This is a genomic window from Curtobacterium sp. MCBD17_034, assembly GCF_003234515.1.
Taxonomy (GTDB): domain Bacteria; phylum Actinomycetota; class Actinomycetes; order Actinomycetales; family Microbacteriaceae; genus Curtobacterium.
In genome coordinates this window covers 34,930-58,322 of sequence record NZ_QKTN01000012.1, presented here as the reverse complement: position 1 = coordinate 58,322, position 23,393 = coordinate 34,930, and the positions used below count along the sequence as shown (strand labels likewise).

Sequence of the window (23,393 nt, the reverse complement as noted above, 5' to 3'; positions counted from 1 at the left end):
CGGAGATGTGTATAAGAGACAGCTTCCGCCCCGCACCCCCTTCCGCCTGTTTTCGACGAACCGATCGTCGTCCGACATCGGGTTCGTCGTTGCATGCCCCGGCAGGTGCTGCGTCCGTCCACACCGACGACCTGGTCGTCGTCCGACAGCTGATCCGTCGTTCGGGAGCACACCACGTCCTCCGTGGCGGCGCGTCCTCTCCCCTCGGGAACGGACGGGCGAGGTCAGCGGCCAGCCGCGCCCCACCCCTCGTCCGCTCGCGGCTGTCCGATGTACGACATACACGCGATGCTGGGGTGCCGCTGTTCGCGGCATAGGCTCCATCGCGATGAGGGCCAGGGGGTCTGGTCGCGGGGGAGTGACATGGAACCGGGAACGCTCGACACGGTGGTGGTCGAAGAACTGACGGCGGAGCAGGGGCGGGCGATGGTGGACGAAGCCGTGCGCGAGACGCTCGGCATTCCGCTCGAGACCTTTCGGGCACGGCTCGAAGCTGGTGCCTACGACGGCATCGACGACGATCAGATCATCCGCCTGATCCTCATGCTTCCGTTCGCTGACTGACCCGTGGCAGCACGGACACCAAGGCAGGCCGTCGAGCGGTTCATGGAGCCGCTGCGTCGAGCCGTTGCCTGCTTGCCCACCGCTGCGAAGATCACGACCGGCGTGGCGCCGAGTGACCCGGGCCGAACGAGAGCCTGGGACCTCAACGGCGGCAAGGGTGTGGACCTCGGGAGCGGCATGCGCCTGAACGCGCAGATGCACAATCTGCTCCGACAGCGCCCGGGCGGATGGAGCGTGTCGACGTCCGCCTACCGGTACCGCTTCGTCCTGCGCGCGGAAGAGGTGTTCCTGATGCACTGGCACCCCGATGGTCGGAGTACCTACCGACTTCCGCACCTCCACCTGCAGTTGGGCGGGAGCCGCGAGGTCGTGAAGGAGCATCTGCGAACGCCGAGGATGCGCTTCGAGGACGCGATCGAGTGGGCGATCCTCCTCGGCGGAGTCCGACCAGGGCGGGACGACTGGGAACGCGTCCTCGAGACCGGGAGGCGGGAGCACCCTCGCGCGCGCCGGTGGTGCCTCGACCCGGAAGGCGAGCTCGAGCGCTTACGCTGCGCCGGACCTCGTGTTCCTGGCCGCGCTCGGGTCAGTCGTCGTCCGACGGGTGCCGCGAGGCCGCTCGCCGCGTTGCGATCCGGTTCAGGACAGGTGCGGCGCAGGGTGCGACGCTAGTCCGCGGCGTGGAGGGCGTCGAGCTGCTCGAAGCGTTCTCGGGCGATCTCGGGCACCGAACGGGTCTCGTCGTCCGCGATCCACTGCTCGAACGCGAGTCGGAACACCATCGTGCCGGTTTCGGCCGCGAGCGTCGCTGTGGGTTCGTCGACGTCACGGGCGCGCAGTGTGTCACGCATGGCACGGGACAGCGCCGCCATCTTGAGGAGCTCCCGCTCGTACAGGCCGGAGTTCGCCAGGATGACGCCCTGTCGGCGGCGGGAGAACGCGCGGTGCTCGTCCTCGAACCAGGACCCTCCCGTGATCACCGCGAGGCGGACCGCCTCGAGCGGCGTGGTGTCCCGAGGCGCTCCGGCGGCCGCGTCGACGAACGCCGCTTGGAAGTGCTCCTGCCCGGCGAACAGGACCTCGCGCTTGTCCGCGAAGTGGCGGAAGAACGTGCGCTCGGTCACCCCGACGGCAGCGGCGATCTCGGCGACGGTCGTCTCCTCGATGCCCTGCTGGGCGAAGAGCTCGAGGGCAGCGTCGCGGAGCCGATCCCGCGTCCCGGGTGTCCATCGAACCATCCGACGATCATACTGATGACAGCGACTGACTTCGGTGCTACTGTCCATGTCAGACACTGACATCGAGGGTCGCGGCGCGTCCGCGACCGGGAGGAGGCCACGCCATGCGCGCCTTCATCACAGGAGCATCGGGCTGGATCGGGACCGCAGTCACGGACGAGCTGATCGCGAACGGACACCAGGTCATCGGCCTGGCACGATCGGACGCCTCAGCCGCGAACCTCGAGGGCAAGGGAGCGGAGGTCCTCCGCGGCGACCTCGACGACCTCGACGCCCTCCGCACCGGTAGCCAGCGCGCCGACGCCGTCATCCACCTGGCGAACAAGCACGACTGGTCGGACCAGGCCGGGACGAACCGGACCGAGCGTGCGGCCGTGCAGACGATCGGTGACACGCTCGTCGGCACGGGCAAGCCGTTCCTCGTCGCGGCGGGCGTCGCCGGGCTGACCCCCGGGCGTGCTGCGACCGAGGCGGACCCGAACCCGAGCCACGGGCCGGACGCACCGCGCGGCGGGACGGAGAACCTCGCGCTCGAGTTCGCAGAGCACGGCGTCGTCCCCGTGAGCCTGCGCTTCGCGCCGTCGGTGCACGGGGCCGGGGACCACGGCTTCGTGAAGATCATCGCCGACGCCGACCGTCGTGCTGGATCGGCCGCGTACATCGGCGACGGCGAGCACCGCTGGGCAGCCGTTCACGTGCGGGATGCCGCGCGGGCCGTGCGTCTCGGCCTCGAGCAGGCGACGCCGGGCCTCGTTCTGCACATCGTGGCGGAAGAGGGCGTCCCCACAAAGGCGATCGCGGAGGCCATCGGCGGTGCGGACGGCCTCCCCGTCGAGTCGATCGACCCCGCGGCGGCGCAGGAGCACTTCGGCTTCATGGGGATGTTCTTCGGCATGGACCTGTCGGCGAGCAGCACCCGTACGCAGGAGGTCCTCGGCTGGACACCGACGGGTCCGACGCTCGTCGAGGACATCGCGTCGGGCGGCTACGCGGCCTGACGCACGGGAACCGCGCATGCCGACGACAAGTGCGCACGCGCCCGCATGCGCACTTGTCGTCGGGACGCGCACTTGGGGACGCGCGCTCGGGCCGCCCACTCGGGGACGCGCACGAACGGGAGGAGCGGGGCCGCGACCGCGCGCACGGCCCCGTCCGCCTACCCTCAAGGGGTGGCACATCTGCTTGGCGCTGAGAACCTGCACCTCGAGTACCCGACGCGCGTCGTCTTCGACAGCGTCTCGCTCGGCATCGACGAGGGCGACCGGATCGGCGTCGTCGGACGCAACGGCGACGGCAAGTCGACGCTCATGAGCCTGCTCGCACAGCGGATCGAGCCCGACGGCGGCCGGGTGACCCAGCGTCGCGGCGTGACCGTCGGGTTCCTCGACCAGCGCGACGACCTGCCCGCGGGCGAGACCGTCGGCCACGTCGTGGTCGGTGACCTCGCCGAGCACGAGTGGGCCGGGGACGCGCGCATCCGCGACGTGATCAGCGGACTCGTGGCGGACGTCGACTGGGACGGCCTGGTCGACGACCTGTCGGGCGGCCAGCGGCGTCGGGTGGCGTTGGCGCGCCTCCTGGTCGGGGACTGGGACGTGCTGTTCCTCGACGAGCCGACGAACCACCTCGACGTCGAGGGCATCGCATGGCTGGCCGAGCACTGCCGCAAGCGGTGGGCGGCGAACCAGGGCGGGCTCGTGGTCGTCACGCACGACCGGTGGTTCCTCGACGAGGTCTCGACGACCACGTGGGAGGTCCACGACGGCATCGTCGAGCCGTTCGAGGGCGGGTACGCCGCGTACGTGCTGCAGCGGGTGGAGCGGGACCGGATGGCCGCCGCGACCGAGTCCCGCCGACAGAACCTCATGCGGAAGGAGCTCGCGTGGCTGCGCCGCGGCGCGCCGGCCCGCACGAGCAAGCCGAAGTTCCGCATCGACGCAGCGAACGAGCTCATCGCCGATGTCCCGCCCGTGCGCGACACGGTCGCCCTGTCGCAGATGGCGACCGCGCGGCTCGGCAAGGACGTCGTCGACGTGCTCGACGCCGGCGTGCAGTGGCCCGACAGCGACGAACCGGTGCTCGAGCACGTCGAGTGGCGCATCGCACCGGGGGAGCGGACCGGGATCCTCGGCCCGAACGGTGCGGGCAAGTCGACGCTGCTCGGGCTGGTGTCCCAGAAGATCCAGCCCACGAGCGGCAAGGTCAAGACCGGCAAGACCGTGCAGATCGCGATGCTCGACCAGCAGCTCGCCGACCTGCAGCAGTACGCCGAGGACCGCGTGCGCGAGGTCGTCGGCCGCAAGAAGACCACGTACGTCGCCGACGGCAAGGAGATGACGCCGTCGCAGCTGCTCGAGCGCCTCGGGTTCTCGTCGGCCCAGCTGTCCACGCCGGTCAAGGACCTGTCCGGCGGGCAGAAGCGGCGCCTCCAGCTCATGCTCATCCTGCTCGACGAGCCGAACGTGCTCATCCTCGACGAGCCGACGAACGACCTCGACACGGACATGCTGGCCGCCATGGAGGACCTGCTCGACTCGTGGCCCGGCACCCTGCTCGTCGTCTCGCACGACCGGTACCTGCTCGAACGGGTCACCGACCAGCAGTACGCCGTGCTCGGGCACCGGTTCCGGCACCTGCCCGGTGGGGTCGAGGAGTACATGCGGCTCCGTGCGGCCGGGTCGGCTGCGCCGCGGGACGCGTCCGCCGCGACGGCGCGGGTGGCTGCGGCGGCCGGTGTGGGCGCGCGCGGGGGCGCCGGTTCCGCCGGTGCCGGTGGCGCTGTTGCCGGTTCGGCGGGTGCCGGTGCGGCGGGTGCCGGTTCGGCGGGTGCCGGTTCGGCGTCGGCCGGGAGGGACGGGGCGGGTCCGGCGGCGGGCCTCCCGGCCGTCAGCGGTGCGGACCGGCGGGCCGCCGAGAAGGAGATGTCCTCGCTCGACCGGCGCATCGCCCGCGCAGGGCAGGACCGGCAGCAGGTGCTCGACGCGTTCGCGGCCCACGACCAGGCGGACTACGCCGGGCTCGGGGACCTGCAGGCGAAGCTCGCGGCGGTCGACGCGGAGCTCGAGGAGCTCGAGACGCGGTGGCTCGAGGTCGCGGAGCTGCTCGGGGCGTAGACGCGGGCGGGGCGGGCGCGACGGGCGGGCGGGGCGCGGCGCGGCGCGGCATGACTGCGCGTGCCGACGACAAGTGCGCCGCGCTGACGACCGCGCAGTTGTCGTCGGGGCGCGCAGCCGGGGTCAGGCCCAGGGGTCGTGCACCCAGTCCGGCAGCGGGCGGAGCTGTCCCCACGCGAACCGGCTCTCGGCGACGAAGTCCTGCACGTCGTTGGCGAAGCGCCAGGCGAAGCGGTCGTCGGGCTCGTCCTCCTGTAGGAAGATCCCGACGGTCTCGTCGGCCATCCTGACTTCGACCTGGTGCTCGTTCTCGCCGAGCGGTGCGTCGAGCCGGAGCGGAACGCGCTCCTCGGGCTCGGCCAGCGCGTCGGGGACGAACTCCGCGCCGATGCGGATCCAGGTGCCGTCGGAGCGCTGGCGGAACGGGCTCCTGAGCGGCAGTGTGGTGACGATCCTGACCTGGACCGACTCCCGCTCCTCGGGCGTGAGCATCGCGTCGAGCACCGGCTCGACGACCCGCGGAACCGTCTCGGTCAGGAACGACTGGACCGTGCGCATGGTTCAGTCGCCCAGGCTGATGCTCAGCGAGCGGAGGAGGCCCGCCAGCTGCGTCCGGTCGGTGGGGGAGAGGTCCGCGAGGATCGCCGCCTCGGCCTCGACCAATCCCGCGATCGCGGCGTCGACCGCCGTCCGACCCTCGGGCGTCAGCGTGACGAGCACCCCTCGGCCGTCGCTCGGGTCCGTTCGCCGCTCGACGAGCCCCCGGTCCGCCAGGCGGTCCACGCGGTTCGTCATCGTGCCGCTCGACACCAGCGTCTGCTGCAGCAGCGCCTTCGGGCTCAGCTCGTACGGCTCACCCGCGCGGCGCAGTGCCGACAGGACGTCGAACTCCCACGACTCCATGTCTCCGGCCGCGAACGCCGTCCGCCGCGCGCGGTCGAGGTGCCGGGCGAGCCGCCCCACCCGCGACAGCACGTGCAGCGGCGCGAAGTCGAGGTCCGGTCGCTCGCGGTCCCACGCCGCGACGATGCGGTCGACCTCGTCCTCCTGCGGCATCCGTCCATCATGGCAGCGGTGGCGGCGGACGGGAGGGACGGCGCGGGCTGGTGGTGGGCCTCCCGGCCGGCGGGTGGTCCGGTCAGTCGCTGGACGGGAGGGGCGGTGCGGGCTGGTGGCGGGCCTCCCGGCCGGCGGATCGGGGCGCTGGTCGGCGGGCGCACGGGGCGGCGGATGCTGCATGGGATGATGTCGGGGCGCCTTCGGGCGTGGTCCGCCTTGGTGTAACGGCAGCACATCAGCCTTTGGAGCTGTGGAGTCCGGGTTCGAATCCTGGAGGCGGAGCCGACAGGTCACCGCGACCGGGATCCGGACGGCGGCGAGTTCGCGGCCCAGCGGGGACATCATTTCGTGAGGTGCGCCTGGGGCAGAAACACGGCCGCTCGACGGAGGATCTCGTTCTCCTGCTCCAGCAGCCGGTTCCGTTTCCGCAACTCCCGCAACTCGGCGTTCTCCACGCTCGTGACACCGGGCTTGAAGCCGTCATCGACGTCCGCACGACGCAACCAGTTCGTCACGGTCCCCTCGGATATCCCGAAGTCCTTCGCGACCTGCGTCAACGGGATCTCGCCCCGACGAGCGACCGCGATCACGTCGCGTCGGAACTCCTCCGGACACGGCTTGGGCATGATCGACATCCTTCCAGCGGGGACCAGATGCTCACACGTCAAGGAGTCAACCGAACCTGCAGCAGCCCCCCGCTGGTGCAGACCCTCTCAACCTGGCGCTGACGGTGAACCGAAGAGCACCTGGTGGCCGTGCCCCCAGGTGCTCTTTCGTTTCCGTCTCGTTCCGCCCCGTCCCAGAGCTCCCACTGAACTGGCAGTTTCTGCCCGTCAGGCGTATCGTGACGTCATGTGAGCGAGGACGGTCTGACTGCACTGGAAGGGTCGCGCCTGCGCGCATCAGAGCGGTGCTGCGAACTGTTCATCGCTCGTGGCACAACGGACATCTCCATCGCGGAGATCGCGGACGCTGTGGGTATCTCCCAGCGTTCCTTCTACCGGTACTTCCCGATCAAGGCGGAGTCCGTCGGGCCGATGTTCGACGCCACCATCCGCGCGTCGAACGCGATGATCACCGGGGCCGGTCCTGATGCGCCGCTGCTCGAGGTGCTCGTTCAGGCGTTCCACACGACTCTGTTCGAAGACGCGCGTGTCCGTACTCGAGCGATCCTGCCGCTGGTCTTCGAGGACCCGGAGATGTGGTCCGTCTTCATCCGGAAGCTGCACGACGGTGAACGCTCCGTAGCCCCGATCCTGGCACCCCGACTCGGGGTGCCAGTCGACTCGCTGCAGGCTCGAACCGCTGCCGCGGCAGTGGCCAGTGCCCTCCGGATCGCGCTCGAGGTCATGGTCACCTCCGGAGGTGACCCAGCCGCCGTCTACGCCGAAGCGCTCGATGCGTTCGCCGCAGGGCCGCTCCGTCCGCGAGACGACCGTGCCGAAGCCTTGACCGGCGCGGCATCCAAGACGCGTGTGCCCACCGGCACCGAAGTGGACCACGGCTGGCAGACCGCTGGCCGGAATGAGAAATAAGGACAGCACACCATGAAGGCAGCACGACTGAACGCACCCGGAACGGACTTCGTCATCGAGGACGTCCCCGTCCCAACGCCGGGTCCGGGCCAGGTGCTGATCCGGATCGCAGGCGCTGGAGCCTGCCACTCGGACCTGCACACCAAGACGGGCGAGCAGCAGGCGATCAAGCTCCCGCTCACCCTCGGGCACGAGAACGCCGGTTGGATCGAGTCCTTCGGACCCGGCGCGGAAGGCCAGGGCTTCGAGGTCGGCGACGCGGTCGTCGTCTTCGGCGGCTGGGGTTGCGGGCACTGCCGCTTCTGCCTCGGCGGTCAGGAGCAGCTCTGCAACCTGTTCCTCTGGGGCGGCATGGGGCCCGAGGGCGGGTACGCCGAGTACCTCGTCGTCCCGTCGGTCCGTGAGCTCCTGCACGCCGACGGCCTCGACCCCGTCACTGCAGCACCGCTCACCGACGCAGCCCTCACACCGTACTCGGCCGTGAAGAAGACGCTGCCCTACCTCGTCCCCGGCACCTCCGCGGTTCTCATCGGGGCCGGCGGGCTCGGTCAGTACGGCGTCCAGTTCTTCAAGCTCCTGTCGCCGGCGACGCTCATCGTGGTCGACACCGACGAGCAGAAGCGGGAGACCGCGCGCAGCCTCGGCGCGGACCACGTCATCGACCCGCGGGACGCCGACGCGGCGGAGCAGATCAAGGCGATCACCGGCGAGGACGGTGCCGCCGCCGTCGTCGACTTCGTCGGCATCGACGCGACGATGGCGCTCGGCGCTGGTGCCGTCGGACGTGACGGGCTGTTCGTGCTCGTCGGTCTCGCCGGTGGCAGCTTCCCGTTCTCGTTCTTCTCGCTCCCGAGCAACGCCGCGATGATGACGAGCAACTGGGGTACCCGCAACGAGCTCGAGGAAGTCCTCGCACTCGCCCGCTCCGGACGGCTCGTCTCGAACATCGAGCAGTACCCGCTGTCCGAGATCAACGAGGTCTTCCAGCGGCTCGCCACCGGCAAGATCCCCGGACGAGCCGTCCTCGTCCCCTGAGTACACCTACACAGCAGCTCCGAGACGGACGGGAGGCGCGGTGCCAGCTTGCAGCTCGGCACCGCGCCTCCCGTCCGTCTTGGAGCTGGGCTGTCCAATTCTGAAGAGAATCGCGGAGAGCGGCGGCAGCATGCCCTCTACCGCTCCACCATGTAGGGAGTCGTAGGTCTACCCGGTCAACGCCGATCAGTTTCCGCGACGGTGCGGAATCAGGTTCGTCCCCCTTCGGTGGCGTGGAACGAATCCTAGAAACCCGTGGAACGCCCGTCAGTCCTGGGATCCGCGATCTGTGCCAGCACTGGCCTGCGCGAATAGACCGAACACCTCGCGGGGGGGGCGTTCAGCAGCCCCTCGGCCCGGCCGTCGTCCGCCCGCTCCTGTCCGCGGGTCCGGCGGGCCGCCGCCCGGCGATCACTTGAACCCGGCCGTCTTGATCGACTCGGTGATCTGCTTCTGGAAGAAGAAGAACAGGAGCAGTGTCGGGATCGCCGCCACGGTCGACGCCGCGACGATGTAGCTCTCGGACGAGGCGTACTGCTGGTGGAACGTCGCGATCCCGACCTGCACCACGCGCAGGTTCGGGTTCGACGTGATGGTCAGGGGCCACACGAACGAGTTCCAGTTCGCCAGGAAGAAGAACACCGCCAGCGCGGACAGGATCGGCCGGGACAGGGGGAGCACGACGCTCCAGTAGATCCGCCAGTACCCCGCGCCGTCGACGAGTGCGGCCTCCTCCAGCTCGTCGGGGAGCCCCATGTAGAACTGCCGGAGCAGGAAGATCCCGAAGGCGTTGAAGATCGACGGCACGATCAGGCCCCAGTAGCTGTCGAGCATGCCGAGAAGCCGGACGATCTCGAACTCCGGGATCAGGACGACCGGCAAGCTGACGAGCAGCGTCGAGAAGATGATGAGGAACACCGTCTCGCGACCGCGGAACCGCAGGCGGGCGAGTGCGTACGCGGCCATCGAGTGGAACCAGAGTGCCGCGACCGTCACGACCGCCGAGACGAACGCGCTGTTGAGCATGTACCGCGCGAACGGGACCTGCGTGAAGACGTAGACGAAGTTCGACAGGGTCCAGTGCGCCGGGAGCAACGAGCCGCTGAAGATCTCGGACTCGCCCTTGAACGAGCTGAGCACCATGTACACGAGCGGGAAGATCGCGAGGACACCGACGACGACGCCGACCACGAACAGGATCGTGTTCTTCCGCGTCCACCGCCGTTCGCGCGTCCGCCGCAGCCGGGGCGCGCGTCCGTCGCCCGTCTGTCCCGGCACGGACACCGCTGGGTCGTCGATGCGGAGATCGCTACTCGTCATCGATCCGCCCTCCATTCGTGATGCGGAACATGAACGCGCTCCAGGCGAGGAGCACGAGGACGAGGACGGACCCGATGGCCGCCGCGTACCCGTACTCGCCGTAGAGGAACGCCTGTTGGTAGATGTAGAAGATGAGCAGCGAGGTCGAGTCGGCCGGCCCACCGCCGGTCAGGATGTAGATGAGGTCGAAGCCGCCCGTGATGACGGCGATCGTGACCGTGATGAGCACGAAGAGCGCCGTCGGCCGGAGCATCGGCCAGGTGATCGACCAGAACCGCTGCCACGCGGTCGCGCCGTCGATGCGGGCCGCCTCGTACAGCTCCGCGGGGATGTCCTGCAGCCCCGACAGGAAGATCACCATGTAGTAGCCCATCTGGAACCAGATGCTGATCACGACGACGGTGCCGAGCGTGTACCGCGGGTCGCCGAGCCATGAGATCCCGTGCACCCCGACGGTCGCGAGCAGCTGGTTGACGTAGCCGACCTTGTCCGAGAGCAGGAACTGCCACATGAGCCCGACGACGACGAGGCTGATCACGTAGGGCGCGAACAGGGCGCTGCGGATGGCGCCGATGAACGGGATCCGCTGCTGGACGAGCAGGGCGAGGAGCAGCGACACGACGAACACCGACGGCACGAGCACGACGAGGTACGTCACGGTGACGCCCGCGCTCTGGAGGAACGCCGGGTCGTGCACCATCCGGACGTAGTTCTGGACGCCGATGTACGTCAGGTTGCCGAAGCCGTCGAGCCGGAAGAACCCGAGCACGATCGCGATGACCATCGGGATGAAGACGAACAGCAGCAGGCCGAGGGAGTCGGGCAGCAGGAACAGCAGTGCTGCGAAGCCCTCTCGGCGGGCGCGTGCGCGTCCTGCCGTGCGCCGACGCGGCGGTGCCGCGGCGGAGCCGGTCCCGGACGTCGTCGTCCGGTCCGCGCGGATGGTGGTGGTCACAGCAGCGTCGCTCCCTGGTAGGTCTGCATGAATGCCTCGATGGCGGACTCGGCCCGCGCCGCTTGTCCTGCCGCGTCGCCGCCGGCTGCCTGCACCTGCTGGATCGCGTCGGAGATCGCCTTGTACACGACCGGTGGGTACCGCGGCTCACCGCGACCGGTCGGCAGGACGACATCGTGGAAGAACTTGAGCTTCGCGTCGTCGTACGCGCCCTTCGCCTGCATCACCCGGTCCACGGACCGCCGTGGCGGCATGTCGGACTTGGCGACCGTGCACCAGTCGACCAACCGTTGGACGCTGTCGTCCGCCATGCTCCCGACGGTCTCGACGACGAACTTCGCGGCGGCCTCGGGGTTCCGTCCGCGCGCGTTCACACACCAGGCCCACCCTCCCAGCACGGTCCGTGGGGTCCCGCCGGGTGGCGTGGGGAGCGGGAAGATCCCGTAGTCGAACTTCGGTTGCTCGCCGCGGAACCCCGCGACCTGCCAGATGCCCGACTGCCACATGGCGGCGTAGCCCGCGGCGAAGGCGCCAGGGAGGTCCCCTGCGGCCGGATCGGTCCGCGGCGCCACCCCGGTCGACACCGACCGGCCGAAGAGCTCGAGCGCCGCGGTGACCGGCGCGCTGTCGAACGACGGCTTCTGGTGCTCGTCGACGACGTCACCGCCGCCCTGCCACATCCACGGGTACCAGGTGAAGTTCTGGAAGTAGCCGGGCACCGTCTCGAACACGAGCCCGGACTGCTTGTCGGTCGTGAGCCGGTGCGCGACGTCCAGCATCTGGTCCCAGGTCCTGGGGATGTCGCCCTCGCTCAGGTGCGCCTTCTCCCAGGCCGGCACGCTGTAGTACATCGCGAGCGGCTCGACCTCCATCGGCAGCCCGTAGACGCCCTTGCCGATCCGGCGCGTCGCGAGGATGTCGGGGTCGAAGTCGTCGATGGCCTCCTGCGTCATGTACGGCGCGAGGTCGAGCAGCGCTCCGCCGTTCGAGTAGCGGAGGAAGTCGCCCGGACTGATCAGGAACACGTCGGGGCCGTCGCCGGACGCGAAGGCCGTGGCCAGCCGTGTGTTCGACGGGTCGGTGAAGTTCGGGATGTACACGTTCCGGACCTGTTGGCGGTGCCGGGTGTTCCAGTCGCGCACGGCCTTCTCGAACCAGTCGCTCTGCGTCTTCACCTGGCCGGTCCCGGACAGTGGCGCGTAGAACTGCCAGAACTGCAGTGGCTCGTCCGCGCTCGACGCGCGGGTCGAACACCCGGCGAGGGAGATCGTGGTGGCGGCGGCGGCGGCCACGCCGGCGGCTCCGGTGAGGAAGCCGCGTCGGCTGAGACCGGTGCTGGAGGTGCTCGTCATGGTGCTCCTCGGGTTCGACCGATGGGTGGGGGAGGGACGCGGGACTCAGACCGCGACGTCGCCGCACAGGTGGACCCGGACGCCGAGTCGGTCGAACGCGGTCGCCTTCGCGACGAGCGCCCGGTCGGCGGTGGCCGCGTCGGGGGCGTAGACCACCGAGAGGTGGTTCGCCCGGTGCCGCGCCATGAGCTGGTCGCGGCTGACGCCGTGCAGCACGGCGTGCATCATCGGCCACTCCGGGTTCGTCGCCGCCCACCGGCGTTCGGACTCCTCGGGCGGGAGGCGCACCGCGGTGCCGCGGCCGATGTCGATCTGGAGGTCCTGCCCGTCGAGCCACACGCGGGACCACACGATCTCGCCCGGCTTCGACACCGCGCGGATCGTCGATCCCCCGAGCGGGAAGAAGACGCGGTCCTGCCGCCATCCCTCCGCGCCGGCGTACCCACCGTCGACGTGCGACGGCGGGATCGAGCCGGAGATCTCGAACACCCAGGTGAAGTCCCCCTCGAACTCCTCACCCCAGCGGATGTCGTGGAGCGTGGTCGACGGGTCGAGGCCCATGGCCGTCCAGACGCGGTTCGTGACGAGCGCGTCGACGGCGACACCCTCGTCGGCCTCGTTGAAGTGCGGCAGGGCGAGTCCGTCGTAGAGCACGCGGCTGCCGTCACGACTCGTGACCGGCGGCCGGTCCGGGTCGTTGAGGAGGCCCTCCGCGAAGTCCGACGCCGGGCACGTGTCCTTCAACCCCTGCTGGTACTGGATGCCGACGGCGTCGAGGCCGAAGTCGTCCGCGATCCGGAGCGCTGCCACGTACATCGCGCACTGCCAGCGGACCTGCCGCTCGGTGAGTTCCGTCGCCTCGTCCGCACCGAAGCGGAAGGTGAACCCCCGCTCCTCGACGAAGCGTCGGACCGCGTCCGCCTCGCTGTCGGGGACGCGTTGCATCTCGGCCCACAGGGCGGACTGCGACAGCCGCTCCTTGTAGACCCCGAGGCGGTTGAGCACCTCGTCGTCGATGATCGCGTTGTACATCCCCATGCAGCCCTCGTCGAACACACCGATGATCGCCTTGTCGGTGCGGAGGACGTCGGCCACGGCGACACCGAGGTCGCGCGCGGCGCCCGCGGGGATGTCCGGGAGCTCATGGACGTGCGACGTGTCATGGGTGACCGAGCCGGTCTCGAGCCACGTGTGCAGGCCGTCGAGGAACCAGCGGTCGGTGAAGTCGACGCTCCAGAGCGTGGAGTAGGGGATCCGTGCCTTGGTCAGGCCGCCGTTCAGGCCGAGCAGTCCGACGAGTCCGGGCCAGTCACCGACGAAGTTCGCGACGGTCAGCACCGGGCCGGCGTGGTCGCGCAGACCGGCGAGCACGTGGTGGGAGTACTGCCACCCCGCGATCGCGACGACGAGCGGAGCGTCGGTCGGGATGCCGCGGAACACCTCCATGCCCATCCGCTGGCTCGAGATGAGGCCGTGCCCCGTCACCGGGTCGACCGGGAGCGCCCGCACCACGCGGCGGCCCATGGCCGCGACGGCGTCGGTGATCGCGGCCTCCATCCGGGCCTGCGTGGGCCAGGTGGCCGTGTTCGCGCTCTCGCGGAGGTCGCCGCTCGCGACCAGGTAGACCGTGTCCGGTTCCGCGACGGGCCGTGGGACCGCGGTCGGCAGGACGGTGGTCATCGTCGTGCCCCAGCGGCACGGTCGCCGACCGAACGGTCGAGGACGTCGACGCGCCGGACGGTGCTGAGGGGGTGTTCGAGGCTGTTGCGCATGAGGGCTCCCGCTCCTGCGTCCGGTCGACGTTGACCGGGGCGCTCCGCCATTGTGCACGAAATCGATTTCACCGTCAAGGTGTCTCCGGCGCCGATCCGGCCGGCCGGATCAGGGGGCCTGGAGGCGCGGTCCGGCCGGCCGGATCAGGGGCCCTGGAGGCGCGGTCCGGCCGGTTCCACCGCGTGCCGGAGGACGATCGTGCGGGACGGCTGGGTGTCTCCGGCGATCCGTTCGAGGACGAGCCGCGCGGCGGTCGCCCCCATGTGGCCGGCCGGCAGACGCACGATCGTGACGGCCCGGGGGGAGATCGTCGTGAACGGCAGCGCGCCGACGACGGCGACGCCGAAGCGGAGCGGCGAGAGCCCGTGCTCGTCGAGCACCTGGAGCACCCCGACCCCCATGAGGTTGTTCGCCGCCACCACCGCGTCCGGCGGTTCCGGCAACGCGAGCAGGGCCTCCATGGCCGACACACCGCCGTCCACCCGGAAGTCCGAGTGCCACAGCAGCCCGTCCTCCGGCGCGTGGCCGGTCGCTCGCGCGACGGCGTCGGACCACCCACCGGCGCGCTCGACGGCGGTCGAGACGTCCGCCGGGCCGGTGATGCAGGCGATGCGCCGGTACCCCTCACCGATGAGGTGCTCGGTGGCCTCGCGCCCGGCCTCGCGGTTGAACATGGTGACCACGTCGACGTCGTCGCGGCTCGGCCGGTCGACCGCGACGACCGGCCGTCCCCGCGCGACGACACCGCCGAGGTCCGACATCGCCGACGCGGGGGCGACGATGATGCCGGCCATGTTCTCGGACTCGGCGATGCGGAGGAACTCGGCCTCGCGTTCGACCGACTCGTCGGTGTTGCAGAGCACGACCGAGTAGCCGGCGTCGTTGACGACGTCGGCGACCCCACGCGCCATCTCGGTGAAGTACGGGTTCTCGATGTCCGGGATCACGAGTGCGATGACCTCGGAGTTCCGTCGCCGCAGCGTCCTCGCGGTCCGGTTCGGCGTGAACTGCAGGTCCTCCGCCGCGCGGCGCACTCGGCGCACCTTGTCGGGGGAGACGTTCGAGCCGTTGAACACGCGGGAGACCGTCGCCGGCGACACCCCGGCGCGCGACGCCACATCGTAGATCGTCGTCGCCACCTCGGCCCTCCCGTCGTTGACACCCCGTCCCGCGAACCATACAGTGCGGCGCACGGTCTCTGAAATCGGTTGCACCCACGGCAGTGTGCGGCGGGGCCGTGCGGGCTGCCGACCCCGACGTGGAAGGACCCCTGATGCTGCACGACATCGCCACGATCCGACGGACCGAGACCCGGTCGATCAGTCCGGAGAACCCCGACGGCGCACGAGGGGGTGGCGGCCGTGCGACGGACGGGACCGGTGCCGGGAGTGCCCGGGACCTCGGGCCGGGCTGGAAGGTGTCGCCGAGCGTCGACGTCGCCCCGGGCGCCACGTACGACCTGGCGCGGATCACCGGCCCCGGACGGATCACCCACCTCTGGATCACGACGCACACCGACCACTGGCGCACCCTCGTCCTCCGCGCGACGTGGGACGACGCCGACGAGCCGGCCATCGAGGTCCCCTACGGCGACTTCTTCTGCTCCGGCTGGGGGCGCTTCGCCCAGGTGTCGTCGCAGGTCGTCGCGGCGAACCCGAACGGCGGGTTCAACAGCTACTGGCCCATGCCGTTCCGGCGGAACGCGCACCTGACCCTCGAGAACACGTCGACGGTGCCCGCACGGGTGTACTTCCAGGTCACCTACGAGCTCGGGGACGTCGGAGACGACGCCGCCTACCTGCACGCGCAGTGGCGCCGGAGCAACCCGTTGCCGGACGGCCAGACGCACGTGCTGCTCGAGGGCGTCGAAGGACGCGGCCACTACGCGGGGACCTACCTGGCGTGGGGGGCGAACGCGCCGGGCTGGTGGGGTGAGGGCGAGATCAAGTTCTGGATCGACGACGACACCGACCACCCCACGATCTGCGGCACGGGCACCGAGGACTACTTCGGCGGCGCGTGGAACTTCGACGTGCCCGGGCAGGGGTACACCGCCTTCTCGACGCCGTACCTCGGGATGCCGCAGGTCATCCGTCCCGACGGGCTCTACGACAGCCAACAGCGGTTCGGGATGTACCGGTGGCACCTGGCCGACCCGATCACCTTCCGGACGGGACTGCCACGGGTCGACATCCAGGCCCTGGGCTGGCGGAGTGGTGGCCGGTACCTGCCCCTCCACGACGACATCGCCTCGACCGCGTTCTTCTACCTGGACCGACCGACCGCCGCCCGTCCTCCGGCACCCACGCACGACGCCATGGAGGTCCACCTCGGCTCCGGTGCGGCTCCGCGCGCGAGCTGAGCAGCCCGGTACCGGCCGACGACCCGGCGCGGGCGCCGACCGACGGGCGGGCAGGGGTGCCGGCCCGCGGACCCGCGGCGCTGCCCGCCGGCGGGTGCCGGCCGGCGGGTGCCGGCCGGCGGGCAGGCCGGCACCCGCGTCCGTCAGTCGCGGAGCTCGAGTTCGACGACGTCGCCCGCCGCCAGCGCGACCGGTCCGCTGCCGAAGCGACCCGCCGCCTCCAGGTCGACCGTGACCGAGCGCGCGTCCAGCACGCCCCCACGGAGCAGCAGGCGCGCCTGCCCGTCGTCGACGACCACCTCGCCCCACCCGCGGGCCGTGGTGACGAGGCAGCGGAAGACGCCGTCGCGCACCGCGGCGGCACGTGGCGCGAGGTGCAGCGTGCCCGTCGTGGCGTCCCAGGCAGTCCCCGTCAAGGCGAGCAGGACGCCCCAGCTCGCCATCGACCGGGCGTAGTGGTTCCCGCACTCCACCTCGTTCCACGGGTTCCGCTTCCGGCCGTCGTACCGGTCGCGGACCGCGCGCACCAGCTCGAGCGCCTCGTCGACGAGTCCCTCGTACACGAGGGTGGTCGCGACCTGGTACTCGATGCCGCTCCAGACCTCGTCGCTGTACACGAACGGGATCCGCGGCCGATCCCCACGCGGCCACGAACAGAGCAGCAGGCCGCGGTCGTCGTCGAGCGCGTACGTGCGCTGCACGCTGTGGAAGTCGGCGAACCCCCTCCGGAAGTTGTGCTCGTACACGGCACGCACCGCGCTCCGGACGTGGTCCTCCGGCAGGACGTGTCCCAACCCCGCGAGGTGCGCGAGGGTCTGGCCGAACAGCTGGTCCGACAGGCACCCCGTCCCGTACTGGTAGCGGTGGGCGTCGACGTCGTCGGTCCGTTGCTCGTAGTACTCGCCGTTGAACAGCAGTGCGTCCATCCGCTCCGCGCCCCGCTCGGCCGCCTCCCGGTACCGGTCGACCGCGGCCTGGTCGCCGAGGTGCTCCGCCATCGCCGCCGCTGCCCGGAGGGCCGCGAAGAACATCGAGTTCGCCAGGGAGTTCTCGCCGTGGAACTCGATGTCGTACGTGTTGTGCTGCTCGCTGTCGAGCACGCCGTCGCCGTTCGCGTCCCACGTCCGGAACGCGAACTCGAGCGCCAGCTGCGCCGCGGGCCAGAGTTCCGTGAGGAACCCGTCGTCGCCGCTGAACCGCCACTCGCGGTACAACCGCACGATCGTCCCCATCTGGCCGTCGACCGCAGGGTGGAACTCGTGCGGGTCGTTGCCGAAGACCGCGTTGGTGCGGAACCGCATGCGGCCGTCAGGCAGCGTCTCGTCGAGGAACTCGGTCCGCCGTGCGCTCCGCTCGAGTGACGGGAACAGGTTCGCCACGGTCTGCGCGTAGTTCCAGACGTGCGTGCAGGTGCCTTCGCAACTGCCGACGTGGTCGAAGCTGCCCTCCCACGCGGCGAACCGGCCCTCCCCCGAACCGTCGTCGAGCAGGAGGCACGTGGTGCTCCGCAGCGCGACGAGCGTCGACGACACCGCGTCGACGACCTCCGGCGGCAGCGTCGAGTCGAACAGGGCGTCGTGGAACGCGACGGTGTCGCGCTCGAGTGCCTCGAGGGACCCGGTGAGGTGCTCGGCGACCGCCCAGGCGTCGGTGTGTCGGGTCGCGTAGTGGTTGCGGACGACCTGGTCCTCGTGGGTGTTCGGCAGGCCGCAGTTGCCCTGCCACGCGCGGGGCCGGTTCGGGACGTGCCAGGTGAGCAGGAACTCGAACGCGTGGGTCTCGCCCGGTGCCAGGACGTGTGCGACGGCGAGGCTGCCGACCCGCTGGCGCGGGAGCCGTGTGACGTCCGTCTCGTCCTCGAGGGTGAAGGCGATCGGCGGTTCCAGGCGACCGTCCTCGGTGAAGTCGTCCCAGAACAGCTGGACGCCGTCCTGCCAGCGGTCGACGGGCCACTGCTCCGTCATGGTCGCGTCGGCGTCGGTCGTCGCCAGCACGGCGCTGCCGTGGAGCGGGTGCTCGGGTGGCAGGTCGGTGCCGAAGACCAGTCCGGTGAGTCCGGGCTCGCGACGGCCCGTCACGGTCGGGATCCCCTCGACCACCGGCGCCTGGAACATGTCGTGCCCGCGATGCCCGATCGGGTTCGACATGGACCCGGCCACGCTCACCTCGACCGGCGTGTCCAGGGGGTTGTGCACCTGGTAGCGGATCACGGCGCCCGGCAGCCCGGAGGCGTCCACGTCGAGGGGCACGAGGGGCGTGAACGCGGTCATCTCGACGTCGACGGGGACCGCGTCGTCGGTGAGGTCGATCCGGAGCAGCGGGTACTCGCCCCGCATCGCGCTGCCGGCGAACCGCGGCAGTCCGGCGACCTTGCCGATGTGGTAGCCCGAGTCGCCCTCATGGGGCCCCGGCAGGCGCGACTCCAGCACCCGGGTCACGGCGGCACGGCCGGGTACCGCCGCGCGCAGGGCGAAGAACGTGAACGGGAGCCAGGTCCCCTTGTCCGGGTGGTTCGCGATCTCCCAGTCCCGGAACTCGCCGCGCGCGCCGACGGACACGTTGCCCGTCCCGATGCCACCGAGCGGGAAGGCCGCGACCGTGTCGTTGGCGGGATGGACCCGGAGGCCCGACCAGGGTCGGGCCCGGACCCCCTGCTCGTCCGGGGCGACCGTTTCCGCCGCTCCCGGTGTCTCGGCCGTCGGGGCCGCGGCGAGCGCCGGTCCCGGGTGTGCAGACGTCGTGGTCATCGTGCTCCTTTGCTCGAATGGGCCGAGCATCGCAGAAACCGATTTCACGCACAAGAGGCTGATCCGGCATCCGTCATCCCGCTCCTGGCGGGGATTTGCGAGCATCGCGTGGGACTCGCTGTTGACATCCGGGCGCAGCGGCGGTTCACTGCGTGTAATCGATTTCGGTCGAGATGCCAGATGCAACGACGCATTGAAGGGATCCACCGTGTACGCACCCGGACCACGGCAGACCGGCGGGACACCCGCCGGCGCCGGTCACCTCCTCAGCCGCCGGACCCTGCTCCAGGGTCTCGGTGTCGCAGCGGCCGTCCCGGCCCTGTCGGCCGTCCTCTCCGCCTGCTCGACGGGCGGTGGTTCCGGCGGCGGCGGCAAGCTCACCTTCGTGTACATGGGGAACGCGACGCAGCAGAAGGCGACGAAGCAGGCGTACCAAGCGTTCATCAAGAGCCACCCCCGGATCGACTTCGAACCCCAGGGGATCGCGAGCAACAACTGGGCGTCGTTCGCCAACACGCTGTCGACCCGGATCGCGGGCGGACAGACGCCGGACGTCATCGACATCGCGACGGAGGGCCTCGGGATCTTCCGGTCCAAGCAGCTCGTCGCGCCCCTCGACCCCTACATCGCGAAGCACCGGGCGGCGATCGACGACTACTACGCCGACCTGCCGCCTCGGTACAAAGCGGTGAACGACCAGTTCGGCAACCCCGGCAAGACCACCTACTACATGCCCGGCGGGTTCAACACCGTCGCCCTCTACTGCAACGAGGAGGTCTTCGCCAAGGCCGGTGTCGACCTGCCCGGTGACGAGGACTGGACCTGGGACGACTTCGAACGCGCCGCGGCCAAGATCAAGCAGAAGACCGGCGCGTACATCCTGAACTTCACGAGCGACCAGTTCGCCTACATCATGCCGTGGCTGCTCACCAACGGCGCCAGCACGTTCAACGCCGACTGGACCAAGCCCACCATCGACTCGGACGCCGCGATCGAGGCAGCCGAGTACTGCCGCATGATGGTCGCCAAGGGGTACGCGCCGAAGCCCGGCGGCACGTTCGACGCGCCCACTGCGCTGTCCCAGGGCAAGCTCGCGTCGCTCGCCGGTGGTCGTTGGCCGAACATCGACATGCAGCGTCTGCACCTCGTCGACAAGGTGCGCATCGTCAAGTCGCCCATGAAGACGGTCTCGGCCAGCCCGATCGGCTGGGACGCGTTCCCGATCCTCAAGGCATCGCAGGACAAGGACGACGCCTGGACCTTCATCGAGTACCTCACGACCAAGGAGTCGGCGATCACGGCCGCCAAGGCCGGTGGCTCGAACGTCCCGGCCCGCAAGTCGGTCGCGCTCAGCTCGGCGTTCCTCGACGGCGCACCGAAGGGCACCGAACTGCTCTACCAGATCGCCCAGGACGCGACACCCGTGCCTTCGATCAACCGGGGCGCCGAGAGCGAGCAGGCGATCGAGGCGGCGTGGCTCAAGATCCTGCTCGGGAACGGCGACCCGGCCGCCACACTGAAGCAGGTGAACGAACAGTTGGAGGCGCTGCTGTGACCGCCGCGCTGACCAGCACCGTCGCGCGGGCGGGTGCCAGGCGTTCCGCTCCGGCCGGCTACCGGCAGCCGAACTGGCTCGGGTACGCCTTCCTCAGCCCCGCGCTGCTCCTGTTCATCGTGTTCATCGCGGTGCCGTTCGTCGCGACCATCGTCCTCGCGTTCTTCTCGTGGGACCTCCTGACGCCGGCGCGCCCCGTGGGTCTGGCGAACTTCGGGCGGCTGTTCACCGACGGCACCCTCGGGCACGCACTGCTCAACACGTTCGTGTTCGCGTTCGCGTCGGTGGTGACGCACGTCCTGGGCGCGATGCTCCTCGCGGTCGCGGTGAACCGGGCGATGAACCGGGTGCTGTCGTACTTCGTGCGGGCGGCCGTGTTCTTCCCGTTCCTGATCTCGTGGGCCGCGGTCGCGCTGCTCTGGAAGTACGTGCTCGACCCGTCGTTCGGGTACGTGCAGTACTACCTGCACCTGGTCGGGGTCGCGGCGCCGCAGTGGTTCACGGACCCGCACTGGGCGCTGGCGTCGTTGATCGGCGTCGACTTCTGGCACACCATCGGGTACACCTTCGTGATCATGCTCGCGGGTCTGCAGACCGTCCCGTCCGAGCTCCAGGAGGCCGCGCGCACCGACGGCGCGAGCGAACGACAGGTGTTCCTGCACATCACGCTGCCGCTGATGTCGCCGACGATCTTCTTCGCGACGATCATCACGTTCATCGGGGCATTCCAGATCTTCGACCCCATGCAGATCATCACGAGCGGCGGACCGGACAACGCCACGATCTCGGTCGTGATGTACCTGTACCGGACCGGGTTCCAGGCCTTCCAGATCGGTTACGCGTCGGTGATCGCGCTCGTCGTGTTCGTCGTGATCATGGCGGTCACCGCCCTGCAGTTCTGGGCCTCGCGGAAGTGGGTGTACGAGCAGTGACCGCCTCGATCCTCGAGACCGCAACATCGCCGCGGACCGTCACCGAGCCTCCCGTGCGGCGGCGGCACCGCCGGTTCCGGACCGGGTCCCGCGTGCTCGACCTCGTCCTCCTGCTCCTGGGCCTCCTCATGGTGTCGCCGCTCGTGTGGCTCATCTCGACGAGCCTCACGGCGGCGGGGTCCGCGTTCGCGCTACCGCCGACGTGGATCCCGACGCCGTTCACCGTGCAGAACTTCGCGGGGGTGTCCCAGCTCATCCCCTTCGGCGAGATGTTCCTGAACAGCCTCGTCGTCGCGTCGCTCAGCACCCTCGGTGCGCTGACGACGAGCACCCTGGCGGCGTACGCGTTCTCGCGCCTGCGGTTCCGCGGCAGCGGCGTGCTGTTCGTCGGGATCCTCAGCGCGCTGATGGTGCCGGTCCAGCTGACGGTGATCCCGGTGTTCATCATGATGCGCACCCTGCACCTCATCGACACCCTGGCGGCGCTCGTCCTGCCGCTGCTGGTGAACGTCTTCGACATCTTCTTCCTGCGGCAGTACTTCAACTCGATCCCGCTGGAGCTCGACGAAGCCGCGCGCATCGACGGGGCGGGGCACCTGTGGATCCTGTTCCGGATGCTCGTGCCGCTGTCCGGGCCGGCGATCGCGGCGCTGGTGATCCTGAACTTCCAGGCCGCGTGGAACGACTACTTCGGGCCGCTCATCTTCCTGAACAGTCCGCAGCACATGACGCTGCCGATCGGGCTCGTCACGCTGCAGGCCGGCCAGGGCGGAGGACCGGCGGTGGTCGTGTTCGCCGCGATCACGCTCGTCGTCCTCCCGGTGCTCGTGCTGTTCCTCGTCTTCCAGCGCAGCTTCGTCTCGAGCATCGCGCAGAGCGGGATCCGCGGATGAGCGCCGCGGAGCCCGCCGCCACGACACAGGCCCGTACCGTCGCCCGACGTGTGTGGGACCAGCTCCCGGCGCTGGTCGTGGCCAGCAGCGTCGTGTGCGCCGCGATCGTCGTCGCGGTCCTCGTCGCTCCGGGGGTGACGCCGACGGCGGTGGTGCTCTGGGCGCTCCTCGTCGCACCGGTGTTCGCGGGCCTGGTCGGCGTGACGACCGACGTCCTGAACGGCGCGGAGGTCCGGGTGTTCGGCTTCCACCGCTACGTGCGCCACACCGTCCGGCTCGCGCTCGCGTCCGCTGCCGTGCCGGCCGTCGCGGCGGTGTGTTCGCTCGTGTCACTGGAGGTCCTGCACCAGACCCACGCGACGATCACGCTCGTGCCGCTGGCGGTGAGCGGGGCGGTCACGGTCCTCGGATCGCTCGCGGGCCTGCTCGCGCTCCCGGTCGCGGTCCGCGTGCCATCGCTGCGTGGTCCGTCGCTCGCCCTGTTCTGCCTCCGGGCCGTGGCGAGACGGCCGATCCCGGTCGTCGGCGTCCTCGCGGTGGGCGTCCTCGGCCTGTGGGCGGCCGTCACCTGGAGCGCCTCGGTCGTCGTGCTCGTCCCGGGTCCGTTCGCGCTCGTGCTCGTCCTGGCCGCGTCCGCGACGGTGTCGGGAGACCCCGTCTGGCGCCTGCTGGACGAGGAGGGCAGCACCGCCCCGGCGCGGTGACCGCCGCGGTCGACGCGGTCCTCCATGGGCTCCCGCACGATCGGGTGCTCGCGGACGGTGATCTGCTCACCCTCGACCTCGCCGTGATCCCCGACGGGTACGCCGCCTACTCGGCCATCAGTTCCGGCTCGTCACCGATCCTGACGGGTGGACCCTGCGGAGCGCGACCGGCTGCCGGACGGCGCACAGTGAGCACACGATCGCCATCACCGCGGACGGCGCCGAAGTGCTCACCCTGCCAACGCGCACGCGCTGA

General features: G+C 70.3%; 20 protein-coding genes, 1 tRNA gene and 1 pseudogene. 12 read left to right on the top strand and 10 right to left on the bottom strand.

Annotated features, from left to right (window positions below; genetic code table 11):
* Positions 1-363: 363 nt before the first annotated feature.
* Positions 364-564, top strand: a complete 201-nt coding sequence (locus DEI92_RS14990) for a hypothetical protein (protein ID WP_146242912.1) — start codon at positions 364-366, stop codon at positions 562-564.
* 668 nt (positions 565-1,232) lie between these two features.
* Here DEI92_RS14990 and DEI92_RS14980 read toward each other — a convergent pair.
* The gene (locus tag DEI92_RS14980; RefSeq protein WP_111014066.1) at positions 1,233-1,802 is read right to left on the bottom strand and encodes a TetR/AcrR family transcriptional regulator; all 570 of its coding nucleotides are present in this window, start codon (positions 1,800-1,802) and stop codon (positions 1,233-1,235) included.
* A gap of 104 nt (positions 1,803-1,906) precedes the next feature.
* Between DEI92_RS14980 and DEI92_RS14975 the strand changes: the two genes are divergently transcribed.
* Both DEI92_RS14975 and DEI92_RS14970 read left to right on the top strand, forming a co-directional pair.
* Complete coding sequence (locus DEI92_RS14975) at positions 1,907-2,800, top strand: SDR family oxidoreductase (protein WP_111014065.1); 894 nt, start codon at positions 1,907-1,909, stop codon at positions 2,798-2,800.
* A 171-nt stretch (positions 2,801-2,971) separates the two neighbouring features.
* A complete protein-coding gene (locus tag DEI92_RS14970; RefSeq protein ID WP_111014064.1) occupies positions 2,972-4,915 on the top strand; it encodes an ABC-F family ATP-binding cassette domain-containing protein in 1,944 nt (647 codons plus the stop codon).
* 123 nt (positions 4,916-5,038) lie between these two features.
* Here DEI92_RS14970 and DEI92_RS14965 read toward each other — a convergent pair whose 3' ends face one another.
* Together DEI92_RS14965 and DEI92_RS14960 are read right to left on the bottom strand one after the other, a co-directional pair.
* Entirely contained in the window at positions 5,039-5,473 is a 435-nt protein-coding gene (locus tag DEI92_RS14965; protein ID WP_111014063.1) for a hypothetical protein, read from the bottom strand.
* Between the two features lie 3 nt (positions 5,474-5,476).
* Entirely contained in the window at positions 5,477-5,971 is a 495-nt protein-coding gene (locus DEI92_RS14960; protein WP_111014062.1) for a MarR family winged helix-turn-helix transcriptional regulator, read from the bottom strand.
* 213 nt (positions 5,972-6,184) lie between these two features.
* Between DEI92_RS14960 and DEI92_RS14955 the strand changes: the two genes are divergently transcribed.
* A tRNA-Gln gene (locus DEI92_RS14955) sits at positions 6,185-6,256 on the top strand.
* 59 nt (positions 6,257-6,315) lie between these two features.
* Here DEI92_RS14955 and DEI92_RS16725 read toward each other — a convergent pair.
* Entirely contained in the window at positions 6,316-6,600 is a 285-nt protein-coding gene (locus DEI92_RS16725; RefSeq protein WP_220037509.1) for a hypothetical protein, read from the bottom strand.
* 228 nt (positions 6,601-6,828) lie between these two features.
* Between DEI92_RS16725 and DEI92_RS14945 the strand changes: the two genes are divergently transcribed.
* Together DEI92_RS14945 and DEI92_RS14940 are read left to right on the top strand one after the other, a co-directional pair.
* Positions 6,829-7,509: a TetR/AcrR family transcriptional regulator gene (locus DEI92_RS14945; RefSeq protein ID WP_111014061.1), complete on the top strand. Its 681-nt coding sequence runs from the start codon at positions 6,829-6,831 to the stop codon at positions 7,507-7,509.
* 12 nt (positions 7,510-7,521) lie between these two features.
* Positions 7,522-8,544 (top strand): NAD(P)-dependent alcohol dehydrogenase, encoded by a 1,023-nt coding sequence (locus DEI92_RS14940; RefSeq protein WP_111014060.1) that lies wholly within the window; start codon positions 7,522-7,524, stop codon positions 8,542-8,544.
* 411 nt (positions 8,545-8,955) lie between these two features.
* On the opposite strand, the gene DEI92_RS14935 is transcribed toward DEI92_RS14940, so the two are convergent.
* The 5 genes from DEI92_RS14935 to DEI92_RS14915 all read right to left on the bottom strand — a co-directional run bounded on the left by DEI92_RS14935 (position 8,956) and on the right by DEI92_RS14915 (position 15,083).
* Complete coding sequence (locus tag DEI92_RS14935) at positions 8,956-9,864, bottom strand: carbohydrate ABC transporter permease (RefSeq protein ID WP_111014059.1); 909 nt, start codon at positions 9,862-9,864, stop codon at positions 8,956-8,958.
* Positions 9,854-10,819, bottom strand: coding sequence for a carbohydrate ABC transporter permease (locus DEI92_RS14930; RefSeq protein WP_258370226.1), 966 nt, complete (start codon positions 10,817-10,819; stop codon positions 9,854-9,856). Before DEI92_RS14930 ends, DEI92_RS14935 begins: the two co-directional genes overlap by 11 nt.
* On the bottom strand, positions 10,816-12,171 hold the full coding sequence (locus DEI92_RS14925; protein ID WP_111014058.1) for an ABC transporter substrate-binding protein: 1,356 nt from the start codon (positions 12,169-12,171) through the stop codon (positions 10,816-10,818). The genes DEI92_RS14930 and DEI92_RS14925 overlap by 4 nt, the downstream gene beginning before the upstream one ends.
* A 45-nt stretch (positions 12,172-12,216) precedes the next feature.
* Positions 12,217-13,851, bottom strand: coding sequence for a fucose isomerase (locus tag DEI92_RS14920; RefSeq protein WP_111014057.1), 1,635 nt, complete (start codon positions 13,849-13,851; stop codon positions 12,217-12,219).
* Between the two features lie 236 nt (positions 13,852-14,087).
* Positions 14,088-15,083, bottom strand: coding sequence for a LacI family DNA-binding transcriptional regulator (locus tag DEI92_RS14915; RefSeq protein ID WP_111014056.1), 996 nt, complete (start codon positions 15,081-15,083; stop codon positions 14,088-14,090).
* 134 nt (positions 15,084-15,217) lie between these two features.
* Between DEI92_RS14915 and DEI92_RS14910 the strand changes: the two genes are divergently transcribed.
* On the top strand, positions 15,218-16,306 hold the full coding sequence (locus tag DEI92_RS14910; RefSeq protein ID WP_111014055.1) for a glycoside hydrolase family 172 protein: 1,089 nt from the start codon (positions 15,218-15,220) through the stop codon (positions 16,304-16,306).
* 143 nt (positions 16,307-16,449) lie between these two features.
* On the opposite strand, the gene DEI92_RS14905 is transcribed toward DEI92_RS14910, so the two are convergent.
* Positions 16,450-19,053 carry a GH116 family glycosyl-hydrolase gene (locus DEI92_RS14905; RefSeq protein ID WP_181434966.1) on the bottom strand — a complete coding sequence of 868 codons (2,604 nt, stop codon included), beginning with the start codon at positions 19,051-19,053 and terminating at the stop codon, positions 16,450-16,452.
* Between the two features lie 208 nt (positions 19,054-19,261).
* Here DEI92_RS14905 and DEI92_RS14900 point away from each other — a divergent pair, with 208 nt between their 5' ends.
* The 5 genes and pseudogenes from DEI92_RS14900 to DEI92_RS16910 form a co-directional block, all read left to right on the top strand.
* A complete protein-coding gene (locus DEI92_RS14900; protein WP_220037508.1) occupies positions 19,262-20,608 on the top strand; it encodes a sugar ABC transporter substrate-binding protein in 1,347 nt (448 codons plus the stop codon).
* Complete coding sequence (locus DEI92_RS14895; protein ID WP_111014053.1) at positions 20,605-21,540, top strand: carbohydrate ABC transporter permease; 936 nt, start codon at positions 20,605-20,607, stop codon at positions 21,538-21,540. The genes DEI92_RS14900 and DEI92_RS14895 overlap by 4 nt, the downstream gene beginning before the upstream one ends.
* Positions 21,537-22,433, top strand: coding sequence for a carbohydrate ABC transporter permease (locus DEI92_RS14890; protein ID WP_220037277.1), 897 nt, complete (start codon positions 21,537-21,539; stop codon positions 22,431-22,433). Before DEI92_RS14895 ends, DEI92_RS14890 begins: the two co-directional genes overlap by 4 nt.
* A complete protein-coding gene (locus DEI92_RS14885; protein WP_111014052.1) occupies positions 22,430-23,137 on the top strand; it encodes a hypothetical protein in 708 nt (235 codons plus the stop codon). Before DEI92_RS14890 ends, DEI92_RS14885 begins: the two co-directional genes overlap by 4 nt.
* Positions 23,137-23,393, top strand: a pseudogene (locus DEI92_RS16910) (hypothetical protein); the annotation flags it as partial. The gene DEI92_RS14885 and the pseudogene DEI92_RS16910, both read left to right, overlap by 1 nt.

Excerpts from the sequence above, each read along its gene's own strand:
- DEI92_RS14990 (WP_146242912.1), top strand. The coding sequence starts at position 364 with ATGGAACCGGGAACGCTCGACACGGTGGTGGTCGAAGAACTGACGGCG.
- DEI92_RS14980 (WP_111014066.1), bottom strand. The coding sequence starts at position 1,802 with ATGGTTCGATGGACACCCGGGACGCGGGATCGGCTCCGCGACGCTGCC.
- DEI92_RS14975 (WP_111014065.1), top strand. The coding sequence starts at position 1,907 with ATGCGCGCCTTCATCACAGGAGCATCGGGCTGGATCGGGACCGCAGTC.
- DEI92_RS14965 (WP_111014063.1), bottom strand. The coding sequence starts at position 5,473 with ATGCGCACGGTCCAGTCGTTCCTGACCGAGACGGTTCCGCGGGTCGTC.
- DEI92_RS14960 (WP_111014062.1), bottom strand. The coding sequence starts at position 5,971 with ATGCCGCAGGAGGACGAGGTCGACCGCATCGTCGCGGCGTGGGACCGC.
- DEI92_RS16725 (WP_220037509.1), bottom strand. The coding sequence starts at position 6,600 with ATGCCCAAGCCGTGTCCGGAGGAGTTCCGACGCGACGTGATCGCGGTC.
- DEI92_RS14940 (WP_111014060.1), top strand. The coding sequence starts at position 7,522 with ATGAAGGCAGCACGACTGAACGCACCCGGAACGGACTTCGTCATCGAG.
- DEI92_RS14935 (WP_111014059.1), bottom strand. The coding sequence starts at position 9,864 with ATGACGAGTAGCGATCTCCGCATCGACGACCCAGCGGTGTCCGTGCCG.
- DEI92_RS14925 (WP_111014058.1), bottom strand. The coding sequence starts at position 12,171 with ATGACGAGCACCTCCAGCACCGGTCTCAGCCGACGCGGCTTCCTCACC.
- DEI92_RS14920 (WP_111014057.1), bottom strand. The coding sequence starts at position 13,851 with ATGACCACCGTCCTGCCGACCGCGGTCCCACGGCCCGTCGCGGAACCG.
- DEI92_RS14910 (WP_111014055.1), top strand. The coding sequence starts at position 15,218 with ATGCTGCACGACATCGCCACGATCCGACGGACCGAGACCCGGTCGATC.
- DEI92_RS14905 (WP_181434966.1), bottom strand. The coding sequence starts at position 19,053 with ATGACCACGACGTCTGCACACCCGGGACCGGCGCTCGCCGCGGCCCCG.
- DEI92_RS14885 (WP_111014052.1), top strand. The coding sequence starts at position 22,430 with ATGAGCGCCGCGGAGCCCGCCGCCACGACACAGGCCCGTACCGTCGCC.